Here is a 23,564-nt window from a genome sequence, read left to right as displayed (position 1 = left end):
GACCGGCTCGAACTTGCGAAGCAGGCGACCAAGCTTGCTTAAAGATAACGCAATTGAATATGATGGATTGTTCGTGAGCAGCCCGACATCGGCAAACAATCTAAGAGGCACGGACGGGCATTTGATGGCGGAGTGCGCATCGCTCGGCCCGTCGGTCCTAATTAGACAGAGAATGCGGGAATCGCTGCTTCCCGCCCCCGCCCACGCGACACTCTCGCGGGCAGGTCGCCGCGGCTGTGAACGTCGTATCTTTATGAAACCGCGGATTGCCAACATCGCATCCGCTCCCGAGCTTAAATGAAAATGGAACAATCACTGTCCGACGTCTCGCTCGCCTCAACATTCCGTGCGGACAACAACATCCAAACCCAGGTTCTGGTTGCCCAGAACGGGCTGCGGAACCTGGATGCCTTGGGCGTGCTCGACAACGTGCGGAAAGAATCCAAGCATCTGTTGATCACCGACGCGAACGTTGAGCAACTGTATCTGCGTCCGGTGCTCGATTGCATCGAGCGCAGTGGACGGACGGTGCGGACAATTGTCGTGCCAGCGGAGGAAGCATCGAAAAGCTTCGAAGTTTACGCCGGCTTGGTTCAAACCGCGCTCGATCACGGTATCGACAAATATTCGGTTATCTTCAGCCTTGGCGGCGGGCTGGTCAACAATCTCGCCGGCTTTCTCGCCTCGACATTGTATCGCGGAATCGGCCTGATCCATCTGCCGACGAGCCTGCTTGCGCAGGTCGACGCAGCGATAGACTTCAAGCAGGCGCTCAACTTCAGCCACGGCAAGAATTTGATCGGCAGCTTCTATCCGGCCTCCAACGTACTGATCGACCCGATTGCCTTGCAGACGTTGAATCCGAGACTGATCCGCTGCGGACTCGCAGAATCCGTTAAGCACGCGCTCTGCCAGGATGGCGACTTCCTGAACTACATCATGTCGCACCACAATCATCTGGACGAAATCGGTTTCCTGACGAAGACCGTGATCCGCTCTGTGAATCTGAAACTCGAAATGATGGTGCCGGATCTGCACTCGGATCGCGAGGAAACCATCAAGCAATACGGCCACGCGGTCGGCCACGCAGTTGAGCACCTCTCGGGCGGTGAAATTTATCACGGAGAGGCGATCGCAATCGGCATGTGCGTCTCTGCCGAAATCGGACGGTTGCTTGGCGTCACCGATGAGGAAACCGTCGACGTCCATTACCGCTGCCTGTCGATGTTGGGGCTGCCGACCATGGTGCCGCTTGAGTTTTCGCTCGGCGACATCTGGGAAAAAGTTCGTTACGACAAGCACTTCCTCCAGGACCGGGCCTATATGGGCCTGTTGAGCAGAGTGGGCGTACCCAGCAGCAGCGGGGAGAACGGGTTGCACGGTCATTGGATTTCCCGCGACGTGCTGTTCGAGGCCATCGAAATCAATCGACGCGCTGGCGGTCGTCTCGGCTGATAAGGGGGGCTGCGCCGTGCGCGAGTTCTTGAGCGCGGCGATGTCCCGATCATTCGGCCCCCCCTATGGGAGCACCATCTCGCGTCATTGGAACAACGGCCGGGTAGGAAATGGATCGTTGCTCGGCCTGAGGTTGCCGTATATACGGGCCTCAATCATTATCCACATTTGATAGCTGGGAAATCGTGACCGGACGGGTTCTAATCACGGGCGCCGGGCGCGGTATAGGGCTCTCGATCGCGCGCGTGCTGGCGCGGGACGGCTTTTCGTTGGCGCTGGTGACCAAGAGCGAGTCGTCAGCCACAAGGCTTCGAGCCGAGCGATTTGTGGTCGACGCCGATGCCATCGTTGTTGCTTTCGATCTTGCCGATGATGCAGCTTTGGCGGATTTCGTCACGAAATGGCGAGAGCCGTTGTGGGGAATTGTCCACAATGCCGGGATTTGCGCGACGGCGACGCTTGCGGACTGCGAGCATGATCCCTGGCGTGAAGTGCTGGCCGTAAACCTCGAAGCGCCTTATCGACTGATGCGCGGCTTGCTACCAAGTCTCGCCCGCCCGGGCCGGATCGTCACTATCGGCTCACAGCTATCGGTCGAAGGACGTGCGGGCTACGGTGCGTACTGCGCCTCAAAATTTGGCCTTATCGGTCTCACCAAGTGCTGGGCGAAGGAACTCGGCCGCGAAGGCGTCACGGTCAACGCGGTGTGTCCCGGCTGGGTCGACACCGAAATGACCGGCAATGACGTCGCTCGCATCGCCGCGGAGATGGGGCGCGACGCCGCCTCGTTCAAGGCCGAAATCGCTGATCCGCTGGAGTTGAAGAGGTTCAACACCCCTGAAGAAGTCGCCGAACTGGTCGCGTTTCTGATGTCGGACAAGTCGTCCGGCATCACTGGTCGTGCCTGGCTGATGCAGACGATCTGGAACCAACAGTAATGTCAGTCAATCCGGTTGTCGTGGTTCCGGTACATATCAAACATACCGAGCCGGAAGCAGAGACGTCGCTTCGGCATCTGAAGAAATATCTCGGTCGCTATCGCCTCGTGCTTGCCAAGCCCGCGCAACTCGACTGGTCGATCGAGGGGCTGGATAACGAGATATTTCCGGACGAGAGCTTCCAAGGTTTGCTTGGATATAATCGCCTGATGTTGTCTCCTGCTTTCTATCGTCGCTTTGCGCAGCACAGCCATATTCTGATCTATCAGCTCGATTCACTTGTATTTCGGGATGAACTGACTGAGTGGTGTGAAACCGAGTATGATTACATTGGCGCGAGTTGGTATCCTGACCTGATCGAGCGATACATCGGTGAACCATGGCCATTCGCCAAGGTTGGTGCGGGAAATGGCGGGTTCAGTTTGCGCCGCGTGTCCGCCTTCATAGAACATTTGGAGAATCGAAGACCGACTTTCCGTCATGCCTTCGATAGGTTGTTTGATGGAAACGTCGACGTTGCAATGCGCCTCTTGCGCTTCCGCAAGCACTTGACGCCTTCGAACTACAAAGAGCACAAGATGCTTGCTGAAGACGTATATTGGGGCGTTTTTGCGCCGCTGATGGACCCGTCGTTTCGAGTCGCTCCTCTGGATGTCGCTAACCGATTCTCATTCGAATATGATCCGAACTTCTTGCTGCAACAATCACGCGGCCACTATCCGTTCGGATGCCATGCTTGGTATCGCTTTGCCGACGCTAGAGAGTTCTGGGAGAGTCGGCTGTTGCCGCCGCTGGGCAAGTCGGTCTAGCTTCCAACCACTTGTCAGCCGTGGCGGCCTTTCTTTTCCTCTATTCGAACTACGTAATTCGCGGAGTTGGCCTCCCGGCCCCGACCGATTGGAACGAACCTCCTGAATGCGGATGTGGGCGGTCACCATAGTAGGCGAGGGTGAAATCCTGCCAGACCTCGCTAGCGAACCGCATATCTTTTTTCACTTCGTCTGAAAATACGCCGGTCTGGTCTGCCGAGTCGATCCGGTCGCGATTGTGGATGACGAGCCGGCGTTCGAAATCGTTGAGGCAGAACTGCAGTGGATCGGTCGGGAAACCACGAGCGAGGGGCGGAGATCGTGTCAGCGAGAGATAGCTGCTGAACAGTCGTTCAACAATGAAGGGGAGAAACGGAGACGGCGGGATGTGAACCGTTGTCTTGAGGACGTCGCGGCAGGCCGGGTGCTCGGGGTGAGCTTCGAGGAATTCGGCCATCGGCACCAGCACGCCCCCGACATAGTCCTCCCAGAATTGTTCGGTGCCGACCCAGAAGTTGCAGTAGCACAGCAGGTCCGGACCATGCCGTGGCAGCTCGGCAACCCGGATCGCGATGCCGCAGGCGTCGAGCAGTGCCTGGGCCCGCGCGACAAGGCCCGGATGGGCGTTCTCCCCCTGCATCCAGACGTTGAACGAGATATAGGCGAGCTGCGGAAACGGATTGACGAAACAGACCTCGGCGTCGGCATTGGCGTTGACGAAGTCGATGAATTGCGCGCCGGAGAGCCCGGTCTTCAGGCCGAATTTCGGAGAGAACAGCCCGGTGAAGCGGTGTTGGCGATGCAGCCCGCGACGATACATGTCGACCAGAATGGCGAATTCGCGCCATTCCGGCCGGTTGTTGTCGGTGATCAGAAGCGGCTTGAACGCCGGCTCGACGAGGGTCTGTCCGGGGCGATACAGCGGCTCGTAGATCGCGATCATCGCTTCATGCGCCCAGGTGCTGATACCTGTTCATCACGTCGACCGGATCGCCGGAGGCCGCAATGCTATGGTTCTCGATCAGGAAGGCCTGATCGCACAAGGTGGTGATGTCCGCCGCCGAATGCGACACCAGCACGATGGTGCCGCCGGAGGCGCGAAACTGCTTGATCACCTCGGTGCACTTGGCCTGGAACGCGAAATCGCCGACGGCGAGCACCTCGTCGACCAAGAGAATTTCCGGATCGAGTTGCGACACCACGGCAAAGCCCAGCCGCGCCAGCATGCCGCTGGAATAGAACCGAATCGGCGTGTCGATGTGGTCTTCGAGTTCGGCGAAGGCGATGATGCTGTCTGCGCGCCGGCGGATTTCCGCGCGCGAGAACCCGAGCACCACGCCGTAAAGATCGATGTTTTCGCGGCCGGACAGATCCGGATGGAACCCGGCGCCGAGTTCCAGCAGCGACGAGACCCTGCCGGTGACGCTGACCATGCCGCTGTCGGGGCGCATGATGCCGGCGATCAGCCCGAGCAGCGTGCTCTTTCCCGCGCCGTTGCGGCCGACGAAGCCCACCGTGGTGCCTTGCCGGATCTCGAACGAAATGTCCGTCAGCACCGGATGGGTCTTCTTGTACTTGCTGGCGGAAAAGATGTTCAGCACATAGTTTTTCAAGCCGCCGGTGAGGAAGGTGCGGTCCGAATAGCTCTTGGTGACGTTGTCGAACTTGATTGCGACTGCCAAAGTCATCGCCCTATTTTTGCATTGAACCGGCTGGCCAGGCCCCGAGCCGCAGGCGCGCCGTCGCGATTAGATGACTTCCGCGAAGCCGGGAGAGAGTTTGCGGTAGATCAAGCTGCCGATGACCAGCGCGATCGCGGCATAGATATAGCATAATTCGATGTTGCCCCACTGCACCTCGTTCTTCAGCAGCACGCCGCGCCAGGCTTCGATCAGCGGCGTCATCGGATTGAAGCTCATCCAGTGATTGTAGGGCGCCGGCACCTTTTCGATCGGGAACAGCACCGGCGACAGATACATCATCATGCTCAGCACGATGGCGATGATCCGTTCCATGTCGCGAAAGAACAGGTTGATCGAGGAGGCCGCGAGGCCGATTCCCAGCAGGAACAGGAACTGCGCCGGGATCAACAGCAGGACCCCGACGATCACGCTCGATCCGATCGGAATATGGTAGAAATACATGAAGCAGAACGTGATCGGCAGCGACATCACGAAGTGGAAGGCGTCCTGGATGTTCAGGGCGATCGGCAGCACCGAGCGCGGAAACACCGACTTTTTGATCAGGCTGCCGTTGGCCAAGAACACGCTGCAGGCGCCGATCAGGTAGTTGTTGAACCATTGCCAGGCAAACAACCCGATGATCAGGAACAAGGGATAGTTCGGGATGCTCGACTTGAATACCACCTGCATGGCGAAATAGAACACCAGCGCCGACGCCAGCGGATTGGCGAGCGACCACAGATATCCCAGCACGTTGTTCTTGTAGCGGACCTTGACCTCTTTGTGGGCCAGGGTGATCACCAGGTCGAAATAGTGCCAAGTCGAGAATCTCGTGCTCCGTTTGGGACGGAGAACGGCGATTTCGCTGCTGCTCATGGCAATTTCAGTCCGTTGCATCGGTCGCGTCTAACCTTGGGTGGCCTCGCCGACCTGAACCGTCTCAGCCTGGCGCACGGCGGGCGGCAAAGCCAAAGGGTGACGAGAATGGCTGTCCGCGGCGGCTGCACTCAGGCGAGCAGCCGGTCGAGGCACGTCTTTAGAGCATCTCGCCAGGATTGTGAAGCGACGCTGAAAGTGGCCTCGGTCGCGGCGCAGTCCAGGCGCGAATTGGCCGGGCGGCGGGCCGGGGTCGGATATTGATCGGAAGTGATCGCCAGCACCCGCTGCGGGGTGCGGCGTCCTCGCCGGCTGGCCTCCGCGAAGATCGCCTGCGCAAAGCCATACCAGGTCACGTCGCCGTGTCCGGCGTAATGGTAGATTCCTCCGGCCGATCCGGCGCGGAGGCCTGGGTGCGCGGCGAGCCGCAGGCAGGCGGCCGCGAGATCGTCGGCGAAGGTGGGATTGCCGAGTTGGTCGTCGACGATCCGCAACTCGTCGCGCTCGGCACCGAGTTCGAGCATGCGCTTGACGAAGTTGCTGCCGGTCTCGCTGTACACCCACGCCGTCCGCAGGATCGCCGCGGCCGGATTGGCGACCCGCACGGCGATCTCGCCGGTGGCCTTGGAGGCCCCGTAGATGCTCACCGGACGGATCGGGTCGGTCGGCAGATAGGGCGCGGCTTTGCTGCCGTCGAACACGTAGTCGGTCGACAGATGGATGAACGGAACGCCGCGCGCCGCTGAAATTTCCGCGAGCAGCCGCGGCAACCGCTGGTTCAGCGCGTAGGCGGCGTCCTGGTCGGTTTCGGCCTTGTCGACCGCGGTGTAGGCCGCCGCGTTGATGACCGCCTCGGCGCCGGTTCGCGTTACCGCGTCGTCGAGCTCGGCCTTCACCAGGGCGTTGACGTCGTCATGCCCGAGACAGGTCACGTCGTGAACGCCGGCGCCAAGCCGCGCCAAGGCTGTGGCGACTTGTCCGTGGCGTCCGATCACCAGAATTCGCATGGTGGCCTCGTTTCGTCGCTCAGGCGTGTTTCTGCCGCAACGGCTGCCACCACCAGGCGTTGTCGATGTACCATTGTACGGTGCGGCGCAGACCGTCCTCGAACGAGTGCTGCGGCTTCCAGCCAAGCTCGCGTTCGATCTTGGAGCAATCGACGGAATAGCGGAAATCGTGGCCGGCGCGGTCGGTGACGAAGCTGATCAACGACCGATAGCTGCTGCCGTCCGGCCGCGGCCGAAGCTCGGTGAGCAGATCGCAGATGCCGTGCACCACGTCGATGTTGCGGCGTTCGCTGTGGCCGCCGATCATATATTTCTCGCCGACGGCGGCCTTGTCGAACACGGTCCAAAGCGCGCGGGCGTGGTCTTCGACGAACAGCCAGTCGCGCACGTTGGCGCCTTGTCCGTAGACCGGCAGCGGGCGGCCTTCGAGGCCGTTGAGGATCATCACCGGAAACAGCTTTTCCGGAAACTGGTGCGGACCGTAATTGTTCGAGCAGTTCGACGTCACCGTCGGCAGCCCGTAGGTGTGCAGCCAGGCATTGACCAGATGGTCCGACGCCGCCTTCGACGCCGAATAGGGCGAGTTCGGCGAATACGGCGTATCTTCCTTGAACACGCCGGTTTCGCCGAGCGCGCCATAGACCTCGTCGGTGGAGACGTGATGAAACTTGAAACCGTCACGGTCGGCGGCGGCGAGCGCACCGTGGTAGGCGCGTGCGGCTTCCAGCAGCACGAAGGTGCCGTTGATGTTGGTGGTGATGAACGGCGCCGCCGAGGCGATCGAGCGATCGACATGGGATTCCGCCGCCAGATGGATCACGCCGCGCGGCTGGTGGGTGGCGAACACGCCGGCCATCGCCGCAGCATCGCATATATCGAGCTGCTCGAACACGAAGCGCGGGTTGCCCTCGAGCGTCTTCAGGGACGTGCGGGTTCCCGCATAGGTCAGCTTGTCGATGCAGACGACCTTGACGTCGGTGGACGAAACGACATGCCGACACAGCGCGGAGCCGATGAAACCGGCGCCCCCCGTGATAATGACCGTATTCTTCATGGTTCGCCTTGAATGATGGATCGAAATGCCCGGGGCGGGCGGGCGTGATGCGGGGTCAGTGTCGCAGCAGATTGAGGATATATTTGCCGTATCCGCTGGCGACCAAGGGATGGGCGAGCTGCTCGAGCTCTTCGTCGTCGATGAAGCCCATCCGCCAGGCGACCTCCTCGATGCACGCGATCTTCTGGCCCTGGCGTTTTTCGATGGTCTGGACGAATTGGCTGGCTTCGAGCAGCGTGTCGTGGGTTCCGGTGTCGAGCCAGGCATCGCCGCGGCCGAGTTTCTCGACGGCGAGGGTGCCGTTGGCGAGATAGACGTTGTTGACCGCGGTGATTTCCAGTTCGCCGCGTTCCGACGGTTTGACGGCTTTGGCGATCTCGACAACGTCGTTGTCGTAGAAATACAAGCCGGTCACCGCGTAGTTGCTCTTCGGCTTGGCCGGCTTCTCTTCGATCGACAGCGACTTGCCATTCTCGTCGAATTCGATGACGCCGTAGCGCTCGGGGTCGTGCACCCAATAGGCGAAAACCGAGGCGCCCTTCTCGCGCGCGGCCGCGCTGCGCACCCCGTCGCCGACTCCGGAGCCATGAAAGATGTTGTCGCCGAGCGCCAACGCGGCGTGCGATCGGCCGATGAACTTCTCGCCGATGACGAAGGCTTCCGCCAGTCCCCGCGCTTCGGCCTGTACCGCGTAGTCGAATTCCATTCCGATCTGGTGACCGGTGCCCAACAGCTGTTGATAAAGCGGAAGCGCGGTCGGGGTGGAAATGATCATCACCTCGCGAACGCCTGCGAGCATCAACGTGCTCAGCGGGTAATACACCATCGGTTTGTCATAAAGCGGGATCAACTGTTTGCTGATCGAAATCGTTGCGGGGAAGAGTCGCGTGCCTCTTCCGCCGGCCAGAATGATGCCCTTGAATTTCGGCTTTGCCATGTCAGATCCGGCTCACTGTTCACAAAACAACTCGATGCCCTCCAAGCGGGGAAGGGCTCCCGACAGGTCGTCCGGACCTCAGAATAGATTAGCAGGTTTGGCCCCGAAGGCGGATCCGTCACTGTCCTGGAATTGCCATCCTGCGGATCGACAGATTCTGGGCCAGCATAATCGAAAGGCTTAGATTTTCTGGGTCCGAGCGTCAATACTTCCTTGGCAGTGGCGACCGAAAAGGGTTAAGTCCTTGCGGTTTCTCATGCCTGCGAGTTGTCGAAATGCGGCTACTGTTGACAACCTATCATCAAGCTTTTCTGGCGCCGGGCGGGGGAGAGACCGAATTTTTGTCGCTGGCGGAATACATGAGCGAAAACGGCGTGCGCGCCGATTTCTACGGCCCCACCTCGCGTCCGCTGCGCTATTACGATGCCGTGGTGCATTTCTCTGCGGTCGGCGGTGGCGAGGGATTGCTGAGAAATATTCGGGATTCCGGAAAGCCCATCATCCTTCTGCCGAATTATAACTTCTTCAGCCCGGCGCCCGAGTCGCTGGCTGTGGTGCAAGAGCACTTTGATCTCGCCGACCTGATCGTACTGAGAACCTTCGTCGAAGCCGAGCTTTGCAAAGCCACCTTCAAGGTCGACGAAGCCAAGCTGGTCGTGGTTCAGCCGGGCATCAATCCGTCGTTCGCCAAACCGGTCGCGGACGATCTGTTCCGATCCGCCTATGGCGTCGATCGATTTGTGCTGTGGGTGGGGGCGCTGGACGAAGCCAAGCAGCAGTTGCAGGCGATCGAAGCGCTGAACGAATTCGCCGTGCCGTTGATCTTCATCGGCGGCTATCGCGATCGCGGCTACTTCGAGAAATGCAAGGCCGCGGCATCCGAGAACATTCGATTTTTGCCGTATCTGCAGCCCGGCTCCGAGATCATTCGCTCGGCCATGCAGAGTTGCAACGTGTTCCTGGAACTGGGGGTCGATTTTCCGGGCCATTCCGCCATCGAGGCCGGGCTCGCCGGCGCGCCCTTGGTGCTGCGCGAGCATCCGTGGTCGCGGGAACTGCTCGGCGATGACGTCAGATATATTTCGGATGACGCGCCGGCGGCGATCCGGGAGGCGGTGAGCGAGGTTTTGGCTCATGGCAAGCGCGGTCTCTTGGTCGATCGCATCAAGCGCGGTCTGGTTCAGCCCGACAGCACCGCGCGTTTGATCGCGGAAATCGAGGCCTATGTCGAGCGGCGAAAGGCCCGGGGCTGACCGGGCATCGCCTCGCTGGCGATGCGCGTCGATCATGTTCGGAGTGAGGCGATGACGTTCGGCATCAAGCGGAGCTAGGCGAGCGCGATGGCACGACGGCATTGCCTCGTATGGGTCCGCGGCACCACCGGACCGCAGCCGCAGATTTGGGCCCCCGAAGCCTTCGAAGTCACGCAAGGGCGGATCGATGCGTACGTCATCGCAATCCACGAACTGAGCGCGGAAGAGCAATCGATGCCGCTGCGAAGCCTTGCCGCGCGATACCCGTTGTCGTCCGGCAGCGCGGGTTGATGCGATCTGCGGCGAGCGCCGTGGACGTGCGGTGACTGCCGTGGCGGCTCGGATCGGCGCGTAGAGCTGCAACTACTTCTGGCGTCGGCAGGCCAGGCGCGAAAGCCATCGCGCATGCCGCGTCGATCGGCGACGCCGCCGTCACCCGCCATGGATCGATGCTGGGGACCCAGACGGGGGGCGGCGGCCCGTCCGGTACATCGCCGCGGCACTCTTGCGATCTCTTTCCAAATGGGATAACCGCCGTCAGGAGGGCAATCCGTCGACTGAGAGACGTATCATTCCGCTGATCATGTGCGGCGGTGCCGGGACGCGACTGTGGCCCGCGTCGCGCGAGGTGCGTCCCAAGCAGTTTCTGCCGCTGTTCGGGCCGCGATCGACCTTCCAGAACACGGTGTTGCGGGTGTCCGACCCTGGGGCTGTTCGAACGCCCGATCGTGATCACAAATCTCGCCTATCGGTTCATGGTGCTGGAGCCGCTGGCCGACATCGGGCTGGGAGCCGACGTGATCCTGGAGCCATTGCGGCGCGACTCCGGTCCGGCGATCGCCGCCGGCGCCGCGTTCGCGCAAACCCGCGACCGTAACGCTATCGTCCTTGCGCTGGCCGCCGATCTCGTCGTCGCCGATACCGCGGCTTTCGTTGTCGCTGCAAATGCATCACCATCGGTCCGAGCATTGGATCATGATTCGCGGCACCGCACAGGTGACGGTGGGCGATGCCGTGAAGATGGTTCACGAAAATGAATCGGTCTACATCCCGATCGGGACGACCCACCGGCTGGAAAATCCGGGCAAGATCCTGTTGGAGCTGATCGAGGTGCAGACCGGAAGCTGTCTCGGCGAGGACGACATCATCCGCATCGAAGACGATTATCAACGCCTTTAGTGTAAGATAACAAGGTCCGTGGTCTCGACGCATGGTTGGTTGAGGAGTTCTAGACCGAAACCCGGATTGCGGAGCTGGCCTGGTGCGGGGGCCTCATTTTAGTACCGGGACGTCGGCTGTGCTCGGTAGGTTGCCGTCGCGATCCGGGGACGATGACGCGGCGTGCGATGAAGGCTGATGGAGGAGGACATGGCAAGTGGCGACCGCCTGCAGATCATCGTGCCTTGTTACAACGAGGAGCAGGTGCTGCAATCCACCGCCGCCACGCTGGCCTCCGTGATCGAGTCCTGCATCAGCGCGGGCCTGATCGCGCCGTCGAGCGCGGTGCTGTTTGTCGATGATGGATCCTCGGACCAGACATGGCGTCTGATCGAAGACTTGCACGCCGCCGATCCGCAGCGTTTCGACGGCGTTCGGTTGTCCGCCAATCGCGGACACCAGGCGGCGCTGTGGGCGGGGCTGTCGACCGCGGATGCCGATCTTGTCGTGTCGATCGATGCCGATCTGCAGGACGACCCCCAGGCGATCGTCAGGATGATCAAGGAATACGACGCCGGCGCAGACGTGGTATTCGGACTGCGCTCGAATCGCGAAAGCGACGGCTGGTTCAAGCGCAGTTCGGCCACGCTGTTCTACCGCTTGTTGCGCCTGCTGGGCGTCAACATCGTGCCGCAGCACGCCGATTTCCGGTTGATGAGCCGCCCGGCGATCGACGCCTTGCTGCAATACTCGGAATCCAACTTGTTCCTACGGGCGTTGGTGCCGCAGCTCGGCTTCGCCACGGCGCAGGTCAGCTACCCCCGAACGTCGCGGGCCGCGGGAACCACCAAGTACCCTATCGGCAAGATGCTCGGTCTGGCCATTGACGGGATCACCTCCTGGTCGGTGGCGCCGCTTCGGGCGATCGGGTTGCTTGGCCTGACGGTGTCGGCAATGGCCTTCTTGCTCGGTCTGTGGGCGCTGTGGGCCGCGCTGTTCACCCATGCGACCATCCCGGGCTGGGCCTCGATCATGCTGCCGCTGCTGTTCTCCCAGGGCTTGCAGTTCATCTTCCTGGGCCTAATCGGCGAGTACATCGGTAAGATCTTCGTGGAGACCAAGCGCCGGCCGAAATTCATCATCCGCGCCCGGGCGGGGACGAACCCGCGCTCGGCCGCGGCCCGCGCCGAGCGCGCCGAGAAAGTGAACTGATGCAGTTCGCGACCGAGTTTGAAGTTACCACCCCGGCGCACTGGAGCCGCACCGTGGCGCGCTGGCCGGTGGCACTGGCTGCACTGGCGGTCTTGCTGACGGTCGCGGCCAAATTGTTCATGGTGTTCACGCCGAGCGAGATGGACAGCTTCTGGATCTATTCCTGGGCGGTCAATCTGGTCGACCACGGCATCCGTGCCGACCGGTTCTTCTATCCGGACGATCCGGTCGGCGGCACCCATGTATTCCAGATGATCCCGACCGCGCTGGTCGCGGCGATCTATCTGGTGACGGGGCACAGCTCCACGACGATCCTGCTGGCCAATCTCTTGTGGCTCTCGATCGTGTTCGGCGCATTGTACTGTTTCCTGCGCAGCGATTTCGCTTGGCCCCCGGTGGCCGCGCTGACGGCAAGCGCGGTGCTGTGCTTGATGGAACCGGTGCTGCGCGACATCGTTTCGTTGCGCGCGGAGAGCATCTCGCTCGCCATGACGTTGATCGCGCTGCTGCTGGTGCGACGGCGGCGCTTGGTGTGGCTGGCCGGCGTGCTGGCAGTATTGGCGGTGGAAGCGCATGCCACCGGCGTCGTCGGCGCCACGTTCATCGCCTTGCGGGCGCTGCGGGATCGGCCAAGCCTCGAACGCTTCGCGGCGTTGGCGGCGGGCGGCGTCGGCGGACTGCTGGTGGTTTGGGCACTGCATCCGGACATCCTGTCGTTGCGATGGTTGCACGCGCTCGGCGAACGGCAGGGCAGCAATGGCATCCGCTCGCCGCTCGCGGCTTATTTCTGGTTTGCCCAATACAAGCGGCATCTGCCCGAACTGGCCGGCCTCGGCCTCGGCGCCTGGCTGATGCTGCGCAGCTGCGGCTGGCGAGGGATCTGGTCGCATGCCTCGGAGTATCTGCTGCAAGCGCTGATCGCGGTGTGCCTGCTGGAACTGCTCGGCCGCGGTAGTTATCTCTATGTGATCTGGATTTTCGTGCCGCTGTATTTCGCGGCATTGCGGGTGTTTCCGCTGGCGCTGGCACCGCTGCTGGCGTTTCACCTGCTGAACTATCTGGCGCTCGCGGTGCATCTCGGCGGTTACAGCCATGCCGGCTTGGCGAGCGTGCTGCGGTCGATGGCGACGCCGCAGACCATTGTCATGGGTCAGAATCCGGTGCTGATGGGAGCGCCGACGCCGGATCAGTTTGTCTGGTTGCCGGACAGCGCCGGTCTGCCGCCGCAGATCCTGGCGACATCCCGGCCGGTGCTCGTGGTCAGCCGCGTGGTGCGGCCCGAGGTGCAGATCGATCGGAAATTCGGCGAGTTTTACATCGGCTGGCTGCGCGGCAAGCCGAGCCCTTGATACGGCCGCGGGTTTGAACCATCGCTTGGGAGAGCTCACTCATGGCATTGCCGCCACCGGACGAGGCCCCGGCCACGCGTTGGGCCGCGGAGGACTATCCCGATTATGCCGCGGACGTGAACAGCTCGATCGATTTTTCCGGGCTGCCGCAGTCGTTCTTCACGCGCGGCAAGGCCGAGAAGATCATCGAGAAGGTCCGCGCGCTGCAGGGCGCGTCACCCGCAAGGCTGCTCGACATCGGCTGCGGACCGGGATTGATCCACGCGTTTCTGCCGGCTGCCGAGATCCAACTGACCGGCGTCGACGTCAATGCTGGCGCGATCGCGGCCGCGCAGGCCCAGCATCAAGCCAACGCCTATCTGACCTATGATGGCCGCGCCTTGCCGTTCGAGGATGCCAGCTTCGACATCGCGGTCGCCATCTGCGTGATCCACCATGTCCCGCCGGCGGAGTGGGGCGGGTTCGTGCGCGAGGTGCGGCGGGTGTTGCGTCCTGGCGGCGTGATGGTGGTGTGTGAACACAATCCGCTCAATCCGCTGACCCGGCTTGCGGTGCATCGCTGCAAATTCGACCACGATGCCGTGCTGCTCAGGGCTGGTTCGATGGCGAAATTGATGCGCGATGCCGATTTCGAACCGGCGCAGATCGAGTACATCTTTTTCACACCGTTCGACGTCGCAATCGTCAAGCGTCTTGAAAGAGCGATTCGCTGGCTGCCGCTCGGCGCACAATACGTCGCCACAGCACGCAAGCCGGCCTGACCTCGCGATGCGGTCATCGAGCCGGGATGACGCGACGTCGCATGCCTTGGTCGATTCAGCGAATCGAAGCGATCTGCACGGCGGCGCTGGTGCGCAACGTCATGCCACCGGCAACTCCCGCGGCGATGAGAAATGCTGCCATCGCAACGGGGATGGCGACCAGTCTGAGTACTTGCGTTGACGGACGCATGGCGGTCTCCTGGGAATCGAACCCGGTTTCAGCCTGCGAAGTTTTGGTTAACGCGCCCTTAACACGGCGTCATCCTGGGTCTACTACCAGGCTACCGGTCCGACTATAGCCAACGCTTGCGGCGTTTGAAGCTCTTCAGATTCTTGAAGCTCTTGCGCTGATCCCCCGCGCCGCCGAGGTAGAATTCCTTGACGTCCTCGTTGTCGCGGAGCTCTTCGGCGGTGCCGTCGAGTACCACCTTGCCCTGTTCCATGATGTAGCCGTGGCTGGCGACCGAGAGTGCTGCGCGGGCGTTCTGTTCGACCAGCAGGATGGTGACGCCGAGGTCGCGGTTGATCTGTTTGATGATCGAAAACACCTCTTTGACCAGCAACGGCGACAGCCCCATCGACGGTTCGTCCATCAGGATCATTTTCGGGCGCGCCATCAGCGCGCGGCCGATCGCCAGCATCTGCTGTTCGCCGCCGGAGAGGTAGCCGGCGAGGCCAGTGCGTTCCTTCAGCCGCGGAAAGTAGTTGTAGACCATCTCGATATCGGCGCCGATCTTGTTGTCGTTGCGGGTGAAGGCGCCGAGCCGCAAATTCTCCAGCGAGGTCATGTCGGAAATGATGCGGCGGCCCTCCATCACCTGGAAAATGCCGCGGCGCACGATCTTGTCGGGATCGATGCCGTCGATCCGCTCGCCGTCGAACAGGATCTCGCCGCGGGTGACCTCGCCGTCCTCGGTCTTCAACAGCCCGGAGATCGCCTTCAGCGTGGTGGATTTGCCGGCGCCGTTGGCGCCGAGCAGCGCCACGATGGCGCCCTGCGGCACTTCGAGGCTCAGCCCACGCAGCACCAGGATCACGTCGTCATAGACCACTTCGATGTTTTTGACGCTGAGCAGCGGGGCGGCAGCGGACGCTGGGATAGGGCGGCTGCTGATATCGGTGTTCGTTTGCACGGGCGTGGCTCCGGCTCATCTCGCATCGCTTCATCGCGACGGATGCGTTGCGGTTCCTGCACCTCTCCCCGCAAGCGGGGAGAGGGAAGCGCTACCACCCCGCCCATTCCGCCTTACGCGGCAGCTCGATGGTCTTGACCTTCTCGAGCTTCACGGTGCCCTTCTTGATCAGGTCGTTGAGGTCGCCGTCGGTCGGGCCGGAGACCCGCGAGCGATACAGGTTGACGGTCAGCGTGCCGCGGTGGTCCTTGTCGGTCCAGGTCGAGGGATTGCAGACGCCTTCCATCCCGGCCGGCACCCAGTCCTTCTTTTGGTAGAAGCCCTTGGCGACGTTCTCGCCGGTGGCGCCGCCGTTCGCCGCGGCCCAATCCAGCGCTTCCTTCATGTAAAGCGCGCTGCAGACCCCGGCGATGTAATGCACCGGGCGATAGACGTTGCCGGTGGGATCGGAGATCTTGGAGATCTCCTGCACGGTCTTCATGCCCGGCGCGTCGCCGCCCCAGCCGACCGCGGTGCGCAGCGGGAAGATCACGCCGTCGGCGGCGTCGCCGGCGGTCTTGGCGGCGTTCTCGTCCATGCCCCAGACGTTGCTCATGAACTGCACGTCGACGCCGGCGGTCTTGCAGGCCTTCATCACCGAAATATTCGAGGCCGCGGTGTTGCCGAGATAGGCGTAGTTGGCGCCGGCGCTCTTCAAGCTGAGGCATTGCGCGCTGTAATCGCCCGGGGCGAGCGCGAACACCAGCGGCGGCAGCACGTCGAAGCCGAGTTCGGTCGCCATCGCTTCGCCGGCGGCCTTCGGCGCGTTGGGGTAGGGATGGTTGGCGCCCATGTGGACGAATTTCGGCTTGCCGGATTTGCCCTTGGCTTTCCAGTCTTCCGCGGCCCAGGTCAATTCGGCGCGCAGCGCATCGGAATAGGAGGGACCGTAGAAGAAATTATACGGCGCCGGCTTGGCCTTGCCGCTGGCGCCGAGCGGATCGGTCAGCGCCGCGGCGTAAGAGCCGGACAAATCGGGGATCTTGTCGTTGGCGAGGAAGCCGGTCAGCGCCTCGGTGTCGGCGGTGCCCCACCCCATGATCGCCGCGACCTTGTCGCTGCCGGACCATTTCTTGTACAGCGCGATCGCTCGCGGCACCTGATAGCCGTAATCGTTGGTGTCGACATTGAGCTGCTTGCCGCCGACGCCACCGTGCTTGTTGACCCAGGCAAAAGTGTCGGCGACGCCCTGGCCGTAGGGCGTGCCGACGTCCGACGTGCCGCCGGAATAATCGGCGAGGTGGCCGATCGCGATCTGCGCCTGCGCGCCGGCCCCGAAGCCCGCGATCACGAGCGCCAGCGACGCGGTGCTCAACAAGGATTTCATCGTCATGTGGTGTCCTCCGGTGATCTTTCGTTGACGTTTCATTCGGTCGTCCCGCTCGAGCTTCAATGCGAGAATGGGTAGAGTTTCCAGTAAGTCTTGATCTGCCGCCAGCGATGCGCCAGGCCATCGGGTTCGAAGATCAGGAACAGGATGATGATCACCCCGATCGCGATCTCGCGCAGAAAGGTCAGGTTGTTGTTCAGCGACAGCGCGCGATCGATCGCGCCGCCTTTCAGCGAGGCGGAGAGCCATTCCATCGATTCCGGCAGCAGCACCACGAAGGCGGTGCCCATCAGGGTGCCCATGATCGAGCCGGTGCCGCCGATGATCACCATGGCGAGGAAGATGATCGAGCGTTCGATGCCGAAGCCTTCGTTGGAGACCACCAGCTGATAATGCGCATAGAGCGCGCCGGCGATCCCGGCGAAGAATGCCGCCAGCCCGAACGACAGCGTGCGATATTTGGTGAGGTTGATGCCCATGATCTCGGCCGAGAGATAATGGTCGCGCACCGCCACAAGCGCGCGGCCGTCGCGGCTGCGCATCAGGTTGGTGACCAACAGATAGCTCGCCAGCACATAGGCCAGCACCACATAGAAATATTGCCGGTCGCCGCGCAGCACATAGCCGAACAGCGAGAACGGCTGCGCCATCGCCGGCACCGAGCCGCCGGAAAACCATTCGGCGCGGGAGAAAAAGTCGAGCAGGATATATTGCGCCGCCAACGTGGCGATCACCAGATACAGCCCCTTTAGCCGGGCCGCCGGCAGGCCGAAGATCAGGCCGACCAAGGCGGTGATCACGCCCGACAGCGGAATCGCGAAGAACACCGGGATCGGCAGGGTGTTGGAGATATAGGCCGAGGTGAAGGCCCCGAGCAGGAAGAATGCGGCGTGGCCGATCGAGATCTGCCCGGTGAAACCGACCAGGATGTTCAGCCCGAGTGCGGCGATGCCGTAGATGCCGATCTGGATCAGGATGCTCAGCCAGTATTCGCTGAGCAGCAGCGGCGCGAAGCAGACCACCACGATGCCGGCGAGCGCGGCATTGCGGCTCATCGGGGTCGGGAAGATCGTGGTGTCGGCGGCGTAGGAGCTGCGGAAATCGCCGGCCGGAATGATCGAAGGTGTCGCCATGGGGATCAGATCCGTTCGATGTCTTTGGTGCCGAACAGCCCATAGGGCTTGATCATCAGGATGATGATCAGCACGTAGAACGGCGCCACCTCGTAGAGATTGCCCCAGTGCAGATATTCGCTGTCGACATATTGGGCGACGTTCTCGAGGAGCCCGATGATCAGGCCGCCGACCACGGCGCCGCCGATCGAATCCAGCCCGCCGAGAATCGCCGCGGGAAACACCTTGATGCCGTAGGTGGAGAGCCCCGACGACACGCCGTTGACCACCGCCACCACGACGCCGGCGACCGCCGAGACGGTGGCCGAGATCGCCCAGGCCATCGCGAACACGCTTTTCACCGAGATGCCGAGCGACTGCGCGACCTGCTGGTTGAACGCGGTGGCGCGCATCGCTAGACCATATTTGGAGACCTTGAAGAACCACGCCATGCCGATCATCATCGCCACCGAGACCACCAGGCTCATGACATAGACGGTCTGGATCTGCAGTCCGGCGAACGACACCGACTGGCTCTCGAACACCCGCGGAAACGGCTGCGGGCTGACGCCAAAAATCCATTTCAGCGCGGCCTGGAACACGGTCGACAGCGCGATCGTCACCATGATCACCGAGATGATCGGCTCGCCGATCATCGGCCGCAGCACCACGATCTGCACCGCGATGCCGAAGCAGAACATGAAGGCCAGCGTGATCGGCATGCCGAGATAGAACGGCACCTGGTATTTGGTCAGCAGCGTCCAGCACACCCAGGCGCCGATCAGCAGCAATTCGCCCTGCGCGAAGTTGACGACCTGCGTGGCTTTGTAGATCAGCACGAAACTCATCGCCACCACGCCGTACAGCGTACCGACCACCAGGCCGTTGACCAGAAGCTGGATTAGGAGCTGGGAATTCATGCGGAAGGGGCTCCGTCAGTTCTGCGGGCGAAGAGTTTGCGAGAGTCGTCTGACCTCTCCACGTCATGCCCGGGCTTGTCCCGGGCATCCACGTTATGGCTGTAGATAAGGACGTGGATGGCCGGGACGTCAGGACGCGACGTGTTCACGTCGCATCCTTCGCCCGGCCATGACGGGTCTTGCGGCCCAACTTTCCTCATTCCGCCGCCCCCATTGCCGCCGCGTCGCGGGCGAGGTCGACCACGGCGAGCCTGGTGCGGATGCGTTGCGTGGTGCCGTCCTGGAACTGAATCATGGTGTCGACCGGAATTTCCGGCGCGCCGCCATAAACGCCCTCGATGATGTCGGCGTATTTCTCGTTGATGACGCTGCGGCGGACTTTTCGTGTGCGGGTCAGTTCGCCGTCGTCGGCGTCGAGCTCCTTGTAGAGCAGCAGGAACTTGCCGATCCGCTGCGCCGCCGGCAGCGTGGCGTTGACCGCTTCGACCTCCTTGCGCAACAGCGCATAGACCTCCGGCCGCGAGGCGAGGTCGGTGTAGGTGGTGAAGGAGATCCGTTTCTTCTCCGCCCATTTCGAGATGATCGAAAACCGGATACAGATCATCGCCGCCAGCATGTCGCGGCCGGCGCCGAGCACCACGGTCTCGGCGATGTAAGGCGAGAACTTCAGCTTGTTCTCGATATATTGCGGCGAGAACCGTTCGCCGTGCGAGGTCTCGGCCAGATCCTTGATGCGGTCGATCACGACCAGCTGCGCGCTCTTGTTGAAATAGCCGGCGTCGCCGGATTGCATCCAGCCGTCGATGATGTCGGCGGAGGCCTCGTCGTTCTTGTAGTAGCCGAGGAACATGTTGGGGTGGCGCACCACGATTTCGCCGACGCCGTGGATGTCGGGATTGTCGATGCGGATCTCGATCTCCTCGGACATCGCCACCCCGGTGGTGTCGGGATCGACCTCGCCCTCGCGATGCAGCGTGTAGGCGCCGAGCAACTCGGTCTGACCGTACAGCGTGCGTAACGGCACGCCCATCGCCTGGAAGAACTTGAAAGTGTCGGGGCCGAGCGCGGCGCCGCCGGTCGCTGCCGAGCGCAGCCGCGTGAAGCCGAGGCGATCGCGCAGGGCGCGAAACAGAATAGCATTGGCGAACAGCGAGGTCTCGCCGCGCGCCAGCGCCGACAGGCCGGCCTTCATGCCGAGGTTATAGAGCCCTTGTTTCAAGGGCGAAGCGTCCATCACTCGCGCCCGGACGTCGGCGGCGATGCTCTCCCAGACCCGTGGCGCGAACAGCACGAAGGTCGGCGCGATCTCGCGAAAATCGTTCATCATGGTGTCGGGCTGCTCGACGAAGTTCACCTTCATGCGGCTGAGCAGGCCTTTGCCGAGCACATAGACCTGCTCCATGATCCAGGGCAGCGGCAGCACCGAGACGTATTCGTCGTCGGGGCCTTTCGGATCGAAGGCCAGATAGGCCGCGCAGTGCCGCAGCACGCGGCCGCTCGCGAGCATCGCCAGCTTCGGATGTGCGGTGGTGCCCGAGGTGGTGCAGAGAATCGCGACGTCTTCGCCGTGCGTCGCATCGACCAGCGAATCGTACAACATCGGGTTGTGCCCGGCGCGGGCGCGGCCCATTGCGGCGAGTTGATCGGCGTCGATCAGCCGGGGATCGTCGTATTTCCGCATGCCGCGCGGGTCGGAATATACGATGTGGCAAAGCTGTGGCACGCGCTCGCCGAGCAGCAGCAGCTTGTCGACCTGTTCCTCGTCCTCGGCGAACACCAGCTTGGCCGCGCCGTAGCTCAAAAGATACGCCGCCTCGTCGTCGAGCACGTCGCGATAGAGGCCAAGGCTCATCGCGCCGAGCGCGTGGCTGGCGATTTCGGCCGCGACCCAGTCGGGGCGGTTGTCGCCGATGATGCCGATGACGTCGCCGCGCTGCACGCCGAGCTCGAGCATGCCGAGCGCGAAATTCTGCACCCGCTCCTGATAGTCGGACCAGGTGACTTCGCGCCACAGTCCAAAGTCTTTCTCGCGTAGCGCGATGTCGGCGCCGTGCTGCTGCGCGTTGAGCCGCAACAACTTCGGATAAGTGTCGGCTTCGGCGACGCGGGCCGCATAGTTCATCATGCCGCGGTCTCCGTCACCACCGGATGATCGGGCTTGTCGTCGGGGTCGACCAGCACCTCGTCCTCTTCGCCGAGATAAGCGCGCTTGACGTGAGGATCTGCCAGCACGGCGGCGGGATCGCCCTCGGCGATCTTGCGGCCGAAATCCAGCACCATGACGCGGTGGGAGATGTCCATCACCACGCCCATGTCGTGCTCGATCATCATCACCGTCATGCCGTACTCTTCGTTGAGGTCGACGATGTAGCGCGCCATGTCCTCCTTCTCTTCGAAGTTCATGCCGGCCATCGGCTCGTCGAGCAGGATCAGTCGCGGCTCCAGCGCCATCGCGCGGGCGAGTTCGACGCGCTTGCGCAGGCCGTAGGGCAGGGTGCCGGCGGTGGCCTTGCGCACGCTCTGCAGGTCGAGAAAGTCGATGATCTCCTCGACCTTGCGGCGGTGCTCGAGTTCTTCCTGGCGCGCGCCGGTCAGCCAATACAGCGAGCCGGTGATGAAGTTGTTCTTCAGCAGGTGATGGCGGCCGACCATGATGTTGTCGAGCACGCTCATATGGTGGAACAGCGCCAGATTCTGGAAGGTGCGGCCGATGCCGAGCGAAGCCCGGGCATTGGGCTTCAAGCCGGTGATGTCGCGGCCGTGGTAGAACAGCTGGCCTTCGGTCGGCCGGTAGCGGCCGGAGATGCAATTGACGATCGAGGTTTTGCCGGCGCCATTCGGGCCGATGATGGAAAATAACTCGCCGTCAGCGACCGCGAAGCTGACGTCGGTCAGCGCGCGGACTCCGCCGAAGCGCAGCGAGACTGCGCGCACTTCCAATGCGTGATCCACGCATTCCCTCCCCTGGTTCGTCGGCACGGCGGCGTTGAACACGCCTGCCGTCGCAACGCACTCGATCCGAGCGTTTGACGCTCTGTATCCCGCGGTTGGTCCGCTGGTCCGAGCTTACACGGATCGAATCCGCGTCATATTCGACTATTAGGTTCGCCGATGTCAAAGCCGGCCGACTGCGGCGTATTTGCGCTTCGGTGTGAGGGGAGATGCTGCGTCGCAGCAATGCACGGGCCTCGCGCGGCGCTTATCAGGCGCTGAGGCGGAGCGGGGTCTTGCGTCGGCGGCGGGTTGGGCAGAGCGCGACCGCATCCTGCAGCGACATCGGACGGCCGAGCAGATAGCCCTGGACCTTCTTCACCCCGATCGAGCGCAACGCATCGAGTTCGGATTGACGCTCGACGCCTTCGGCGACGATCCGGCTGCCGGTGTCGCGGGCGAAGCCGACCAGCGCACGGGCCAGCGCCTTGCGCGCCGGGTCGAGGTCGATGTTCTGGGTCAGCCCGATATCGAGCTTGATGAAGTCCGGCTGCATGTTGAGGATATGGTGCAGGCTGGAATAGCCAGCGCCGGCGTCGTCGACCGCGAGCCGCAAGCCGCGCTGGCGCAGTGGCCGCAGCACGTCGAGGATGGCGTCGTAGTTGCCGACGCTGGAATGCTCGGTGATCTCGACGATCAACCGATCGAGCGGCACGCCGTCGAACAGCCGCGCGAGATCGCCGCCGAGGATGGTCGCCGCCGAAGCGTTGACGCTGAGGTCGATCGGCGCCGGAAAGCGGCCGATCGCCTGCAACGCCTTGCGGATGGCGTGCAGTTCGAGTTCGACGCCCATGCCGACCTCGGCCGCGTCTGCGAACCATTTGTCCGGTGAGCGCAGCGGCAACGGCGAGAACCGTGCCAGGCATTCGAAGCCGAGCGGCTGCATCGCCTCGATGTCCCAGACCGGCTGGTACACGATCGACATCAGATCCTCGTCGATCACTTGGCCGACAAGGGTTTGTTTTGCGCGCAGCTCGCGTTGCGCCTCCAACTCACAGCCGATCTCGAACGAGGCGATCTCGGCGAACGCCTTCATGGTCGCGAGGTCGCGCTCGTTCAGCGAGCAATCGGCCTGAAAGCCGATGCAGCAGAACATGCCGTAGGTCTCGCCGTTCGGCAGCTCGATCGGGACGCTGAGATGGCTGCCGATCTGGCATTCGGCGGTGATCGGCATCGCCATCGCCAGCGGTTCGGCGGAGGTGTCGGGAATCAGTTGCGGCAGCCGGCCTTGCAATATGTGCCGGCAGTAGATTTCGTCGAGCGGGCGGCTGTCGCCGGGCTTGATGACGTGCTCGAGGCCGGGCGCATCGACGACGCGGAACACCGAGCGCTCGCCCTCGAACCTGGAGACGTAGGCGACTTGCAGGCCGAGATGGCTGCGCACCGCCTGCAACGCGCGGCGGATGCGGTCGCTGGCGTCGCCTTCGCGTTTGACCGCAGCGAACAACAGCGGAAGAGTCTGATCACATTCGCTCAGGTCATTCCTCATGCCGCTGGCCTCCAAGGGCGTCGCGCTATTCTGCTACGCATGTACCAAGTGAAAGTGCC

General features: G+C 62.4%; 21 protein-coding genes and 1 pseudogene. 8 read left to right on the top strand and 14 right to left on the bottom strand.

The annotated features are described in order from the left end of the window. Positions 1-297 precede the first annotated feature (297 nt). The 3 genes from RPC_RS20960 to RPC_RS20950 all read left to right on the top strand — a co-directional run bounded on the left by RPC_RS20960 (position 298) and on the right by RPC_RS20950 (position 3,202). Positions 298-1,455 (top strand): 2-deoxy-scyllo-inosose synthase, encoded by a 1,158-nt coding sequence (locus RPC_RS20960; protein ID WP_011474599.1) that lies wholly within the window; start codon positions 298-300, stop codon positions 1,453-1,455. Positions 1,456-1,640: 185 nt separating this feature from the next. Next, complete coding sequence (locus RPC_RS20955) at positions 1,641-2,393, top strand: SDR family NAD(P)-dependent oxidoreductase (protein ID WP_011474598.1); 753 nt, start codon at positions 1,641-1,643, stop codon at positions 2,391-2,393. Then, positions 2,393-3,202 (top strand): DUF5672 family protein, encoded by an 810-nt coding sequence (locus tag RPC_RS20950; RefSeq protein ID WP_011474597.1) that lies wholly within the window; start codon positions 2,393-2,395, stop codon positions 3,200-3,202. Before RPC_RS20955 ends, RPC_RS20950 begins: the two co-directional genes overlap by 1 nt. A gap of 49 nt (positions 3,203-3,251) precedes the next feature. On the opposite strand, the gene RPC_RS20945 is transcribed toward RPC_RS20950, so the two are convergent. The 6 genes from RPC_RS20945 to rfbA all read right to left on the bottom strand — a co-directional run bounded on the left by RPC_RS20945 (position 3,252) and on the right by rfbA (position 8,758). Further along, the gene (locus tag RPC_RS20945; RefSeq protein ID WP_011474596.1) at positions 3,252-4,145 is read right to left on the bottom strand and encodes a hypothetical protein; all 894 of its coding nucleotides are present in this window, start codon (positions 4,143-4,145) and stop codon (positions 3,252-3,254) included. 4 nt (positions 4,146-4,149) lie between these two features. Continuing rightward, a complete protein-coding gene (locus RPC_RS20940; protein ID WP_011474595.1) occupies positions 4,150-4,890 on the bottom strand; it encodes an ABC transporter ATP-binding protein in 741 nt (246 codons plus the stop codon). A gap of 60 nt (positions 4,891-4,950) precedes the next feature. Continuing rightward, positions 4,951-5,760, bottom strand: coding sequence for an ABC transporter permease (locus RPC_RS20935; protein WP_415914756.1), 810 nt, complete (start codon positions 5,758-5,760; stop codon positions 4,951-4,953). Between the two features lie 131 nt (positions 5,761-5,891). Beyond that, on the bottom strand, positions 5,892-6,767 hold the full coding sequence (gene rfbD, locus RPC_RS20930; protein WP_011474593.1) for a dTDP-4-dehydrorhamnose reductase: 876 nt from the start codon (positions 6,765-6,767) through the stop codon (positions 5,892-5,894). A gap of 19 nt (positions 6,768-6,786) precedes the next feature. Further along, positions 6,787-7,821 carry a dTDP-glucose 4,6-dehydratase gene (gene rfbB, locus RPC_RS20925; protein WP_011474592.1) on the bottom strand — a complete coding sequence of 345 codons (1,035 nt, stop codon included), beginning with the start codon at positions 7,819-7,821 and terminating at the stop codon, positions 6,787-6,789. Positions 7,822-7,876: 55 nt separating this feature from the next. Then, the gene (gene rfbA, locus RPC_RS20920) at positions 7,877-8,758 is read right to left on the bottom strand and encodes a glucose-1-phosphate thymidylyltransferase RfbA (protein WP_011474591.1); all 882 of its coding nucleotides are present in this window, start codon (positions 8,756-8,758) and stop codon (positions 7,877-7,879) included. A 287-nt stretch (positions 8,759-9,045) separates the two neighbouring features. Here rfbA and RPC_RS20915 point away from each other — a divergent pair, with 287 nt between their 5' ends. The 5 genes and pseudogenes from RPC_RS20915 (at position 9,046) to RPC_RS20890 (ending at position 14,491) form a co-directional block, all read left to right on the top strand. After that, positions 9,046-10,011 (top strand): mannosyltransferase, encoded by a 966-nt coding sequence (locus RPC_RS20915; protein ID WP_415914755.1) that lies wholly within the window; start codon positions 9,046-9,048, stop codon positions 10,009-10,011. 583 nt (positions 10,012-10,594) lie between these two features. Beyond that, positions 10,595-11,190 (top strand): annotated as a pseudogene (locus RPC_RS25700) (sugar phosphate nucleotidyltransferase). Positions 11,191-11,367: 177 nt separating this feature from the next. Further along, positions 11,368-12,381, top strand: a complete 1,014-nt coding sequence (locus RPC_RS20900) for a glycosyltransferase family 2 protein (protein ID WP_208855624.1) — start codon at positions 11,368-11,370, stop codon at positions 12,379-12,381. Next, on the top strand, positions 12,381-13,730 hold the full coding sequence (locus tag RPC_RS20895; protein WP_011474588.1) for a hypothetical protein: 1,350 nt from the start codon (positions 12,381-12,383) through the stop codon (positions 13,728-13,730). The genes RPC_RS20900 and RPC_RS20895 overlap by 1 nt, the downstream gene beginning before the upstream one ends. Before the next feature lie 41 nt (positions 13,731-13,771). After that, the gene (locus tag RPC_RS20890) at positions 13,772-14,491 is read left to right on the top strand and encodes a class I SAM-dependent methyltransferase (protein ID WP_011474587.1); all 720 of its coding nucleotides are present in this window, start codon (positions 13,772-13,774) and stop codon (positions 14,489-14,491) included. 55 nt (positions 14,492-14,546) lie between these two features. On the opposite strand, the gene RPC_RS26945 is transcribed toward RPC_RS20890, so the two are convergent. The 8 genes from RPC_RS26945 to RPC_RS20855 all read right to left on the bottom strand — a co-directional run bounded on the left by RPC_RS26945 (position 14,547) and on the right by RPC_RS20855 (position 23,505). Then, positions 14,547-14,681 (bottom strand): hypothetical protein, encoded by a 135-nt coding sequence (locus RPC_RS26945; protein WP_415914754.1) that lies wholly within the window; start codon positions 14,679-14,681, stop codon positions 14,547-14,549. A gap of 103 nt (positions 14,682-14,784) precedes the next feature. Further along, positions 14,785-15,624 (bottom strand): ABC transporter ATP-binding protein, encoded by an 840-nt coding sequence (locus RPC_RS20885; RefSeq protein ID WP_011474586.1) that lies wholly within the window; start codon positions 15,622-15,624, stop codon positions 14,785-14,787. A gap of 91 nt (positions 15,625-15,715) precedes the next feature. Further along, positions 15,716-16,996: an ABC transporter substrate-binding protein gene (locus tag RPC_RS20880; RefSeq protein WP_041802162.1), complete on the bottom strand. Its 1,281-nt coding sequence runs from the start codon at positions 16,994-16,996 to the stop codon at positions 15,716-15,718. A gap of 56 nt (positions 16,997-17,052) precedes the next feature. Beyond that, positions 17,053-18,126 (bottom strand): branched-chain amino acid ABC transporter permease, encoded by a 1,074-nt coding sequence (locus tag RPC_RS20875; RefSeq protein ID WP_011474584.1) that lies wholly within the window; start codon positions 18,124-18,126, stop codon positions 17,053-17,055. A gap of 5 nt (positions 18,127-18,131) precedes the next feature. Further along, positions 18,132-19,025 carry a branched-chain amino acid ABC transporter permease gene (locus RPC_RS20870; RefSeq protein ID WP_011474583.1) on the bottom strand — a complete coding sequence of 298 codons (894 nt, stop codon included), beginning with the start codon at positions 19,023-19,025 and terminating at the stop codon, positions 18,132-18,134. A 196-nt stretch (positions 19,026-19,221) separates the two neighbouring features. Beyond that, on the bottom strand, positions 19,222-21,150 hold the full coding sequence (locus RPC_RS20865; protein WP_011474582.1) for a long-chain fatty acid--CoA ligase: 1,929 nt from the start codon (positions 21,148-21,150) through the stop codon (positions 19,222-19,224). Continuing rightward, positions 21,147-21,977 (bottom strand): ABC transporter ATP-binding protein, encoded by an 831-nt coding sequence (locus RPC_RS20860; protein WP_011474581.1) that lies wholly within the window; start codon positions 21,975-21,977, stop codon positions 21,147-21,149. Before RPC_RS20860 ends, RPC_RS20865 begins: the two co-directional genes overlap by 4 nt. Positions 21,978-22,227: 250 nt before the next feature. Next, positions 22,228-23,505, bottom strand: coding sequence for a sensor domain-containing phosphodiesterase (locus RPC_RS20855; RefSeq protein WP_011474580.1), 1,278 nt, complete (start codon positions 23,503-23,505; stop codon positions 22,228-22,230). Between the last annotated feature and the right edge of the window lie 59 nt (positions 23,506-23,564).

This window comes from Rhodopseudomonas palustris BisB18 (assembly GCF_000013745.1).
In the GTDB taxonomy this organism is placed as follows: Bacteria; Pseudomonadota; Alphaproteobacteria; order Rhizobiales; family Xanthobacteraceae; genus Rhodopseudomonas_A; species Rhodopseudomonas_A palustris_F.
The sequence above is the reverse complement of the archived record's forward strand: the minus strand, read 5'-3'. Positions and strand labels throughout refer to the sequence as shown.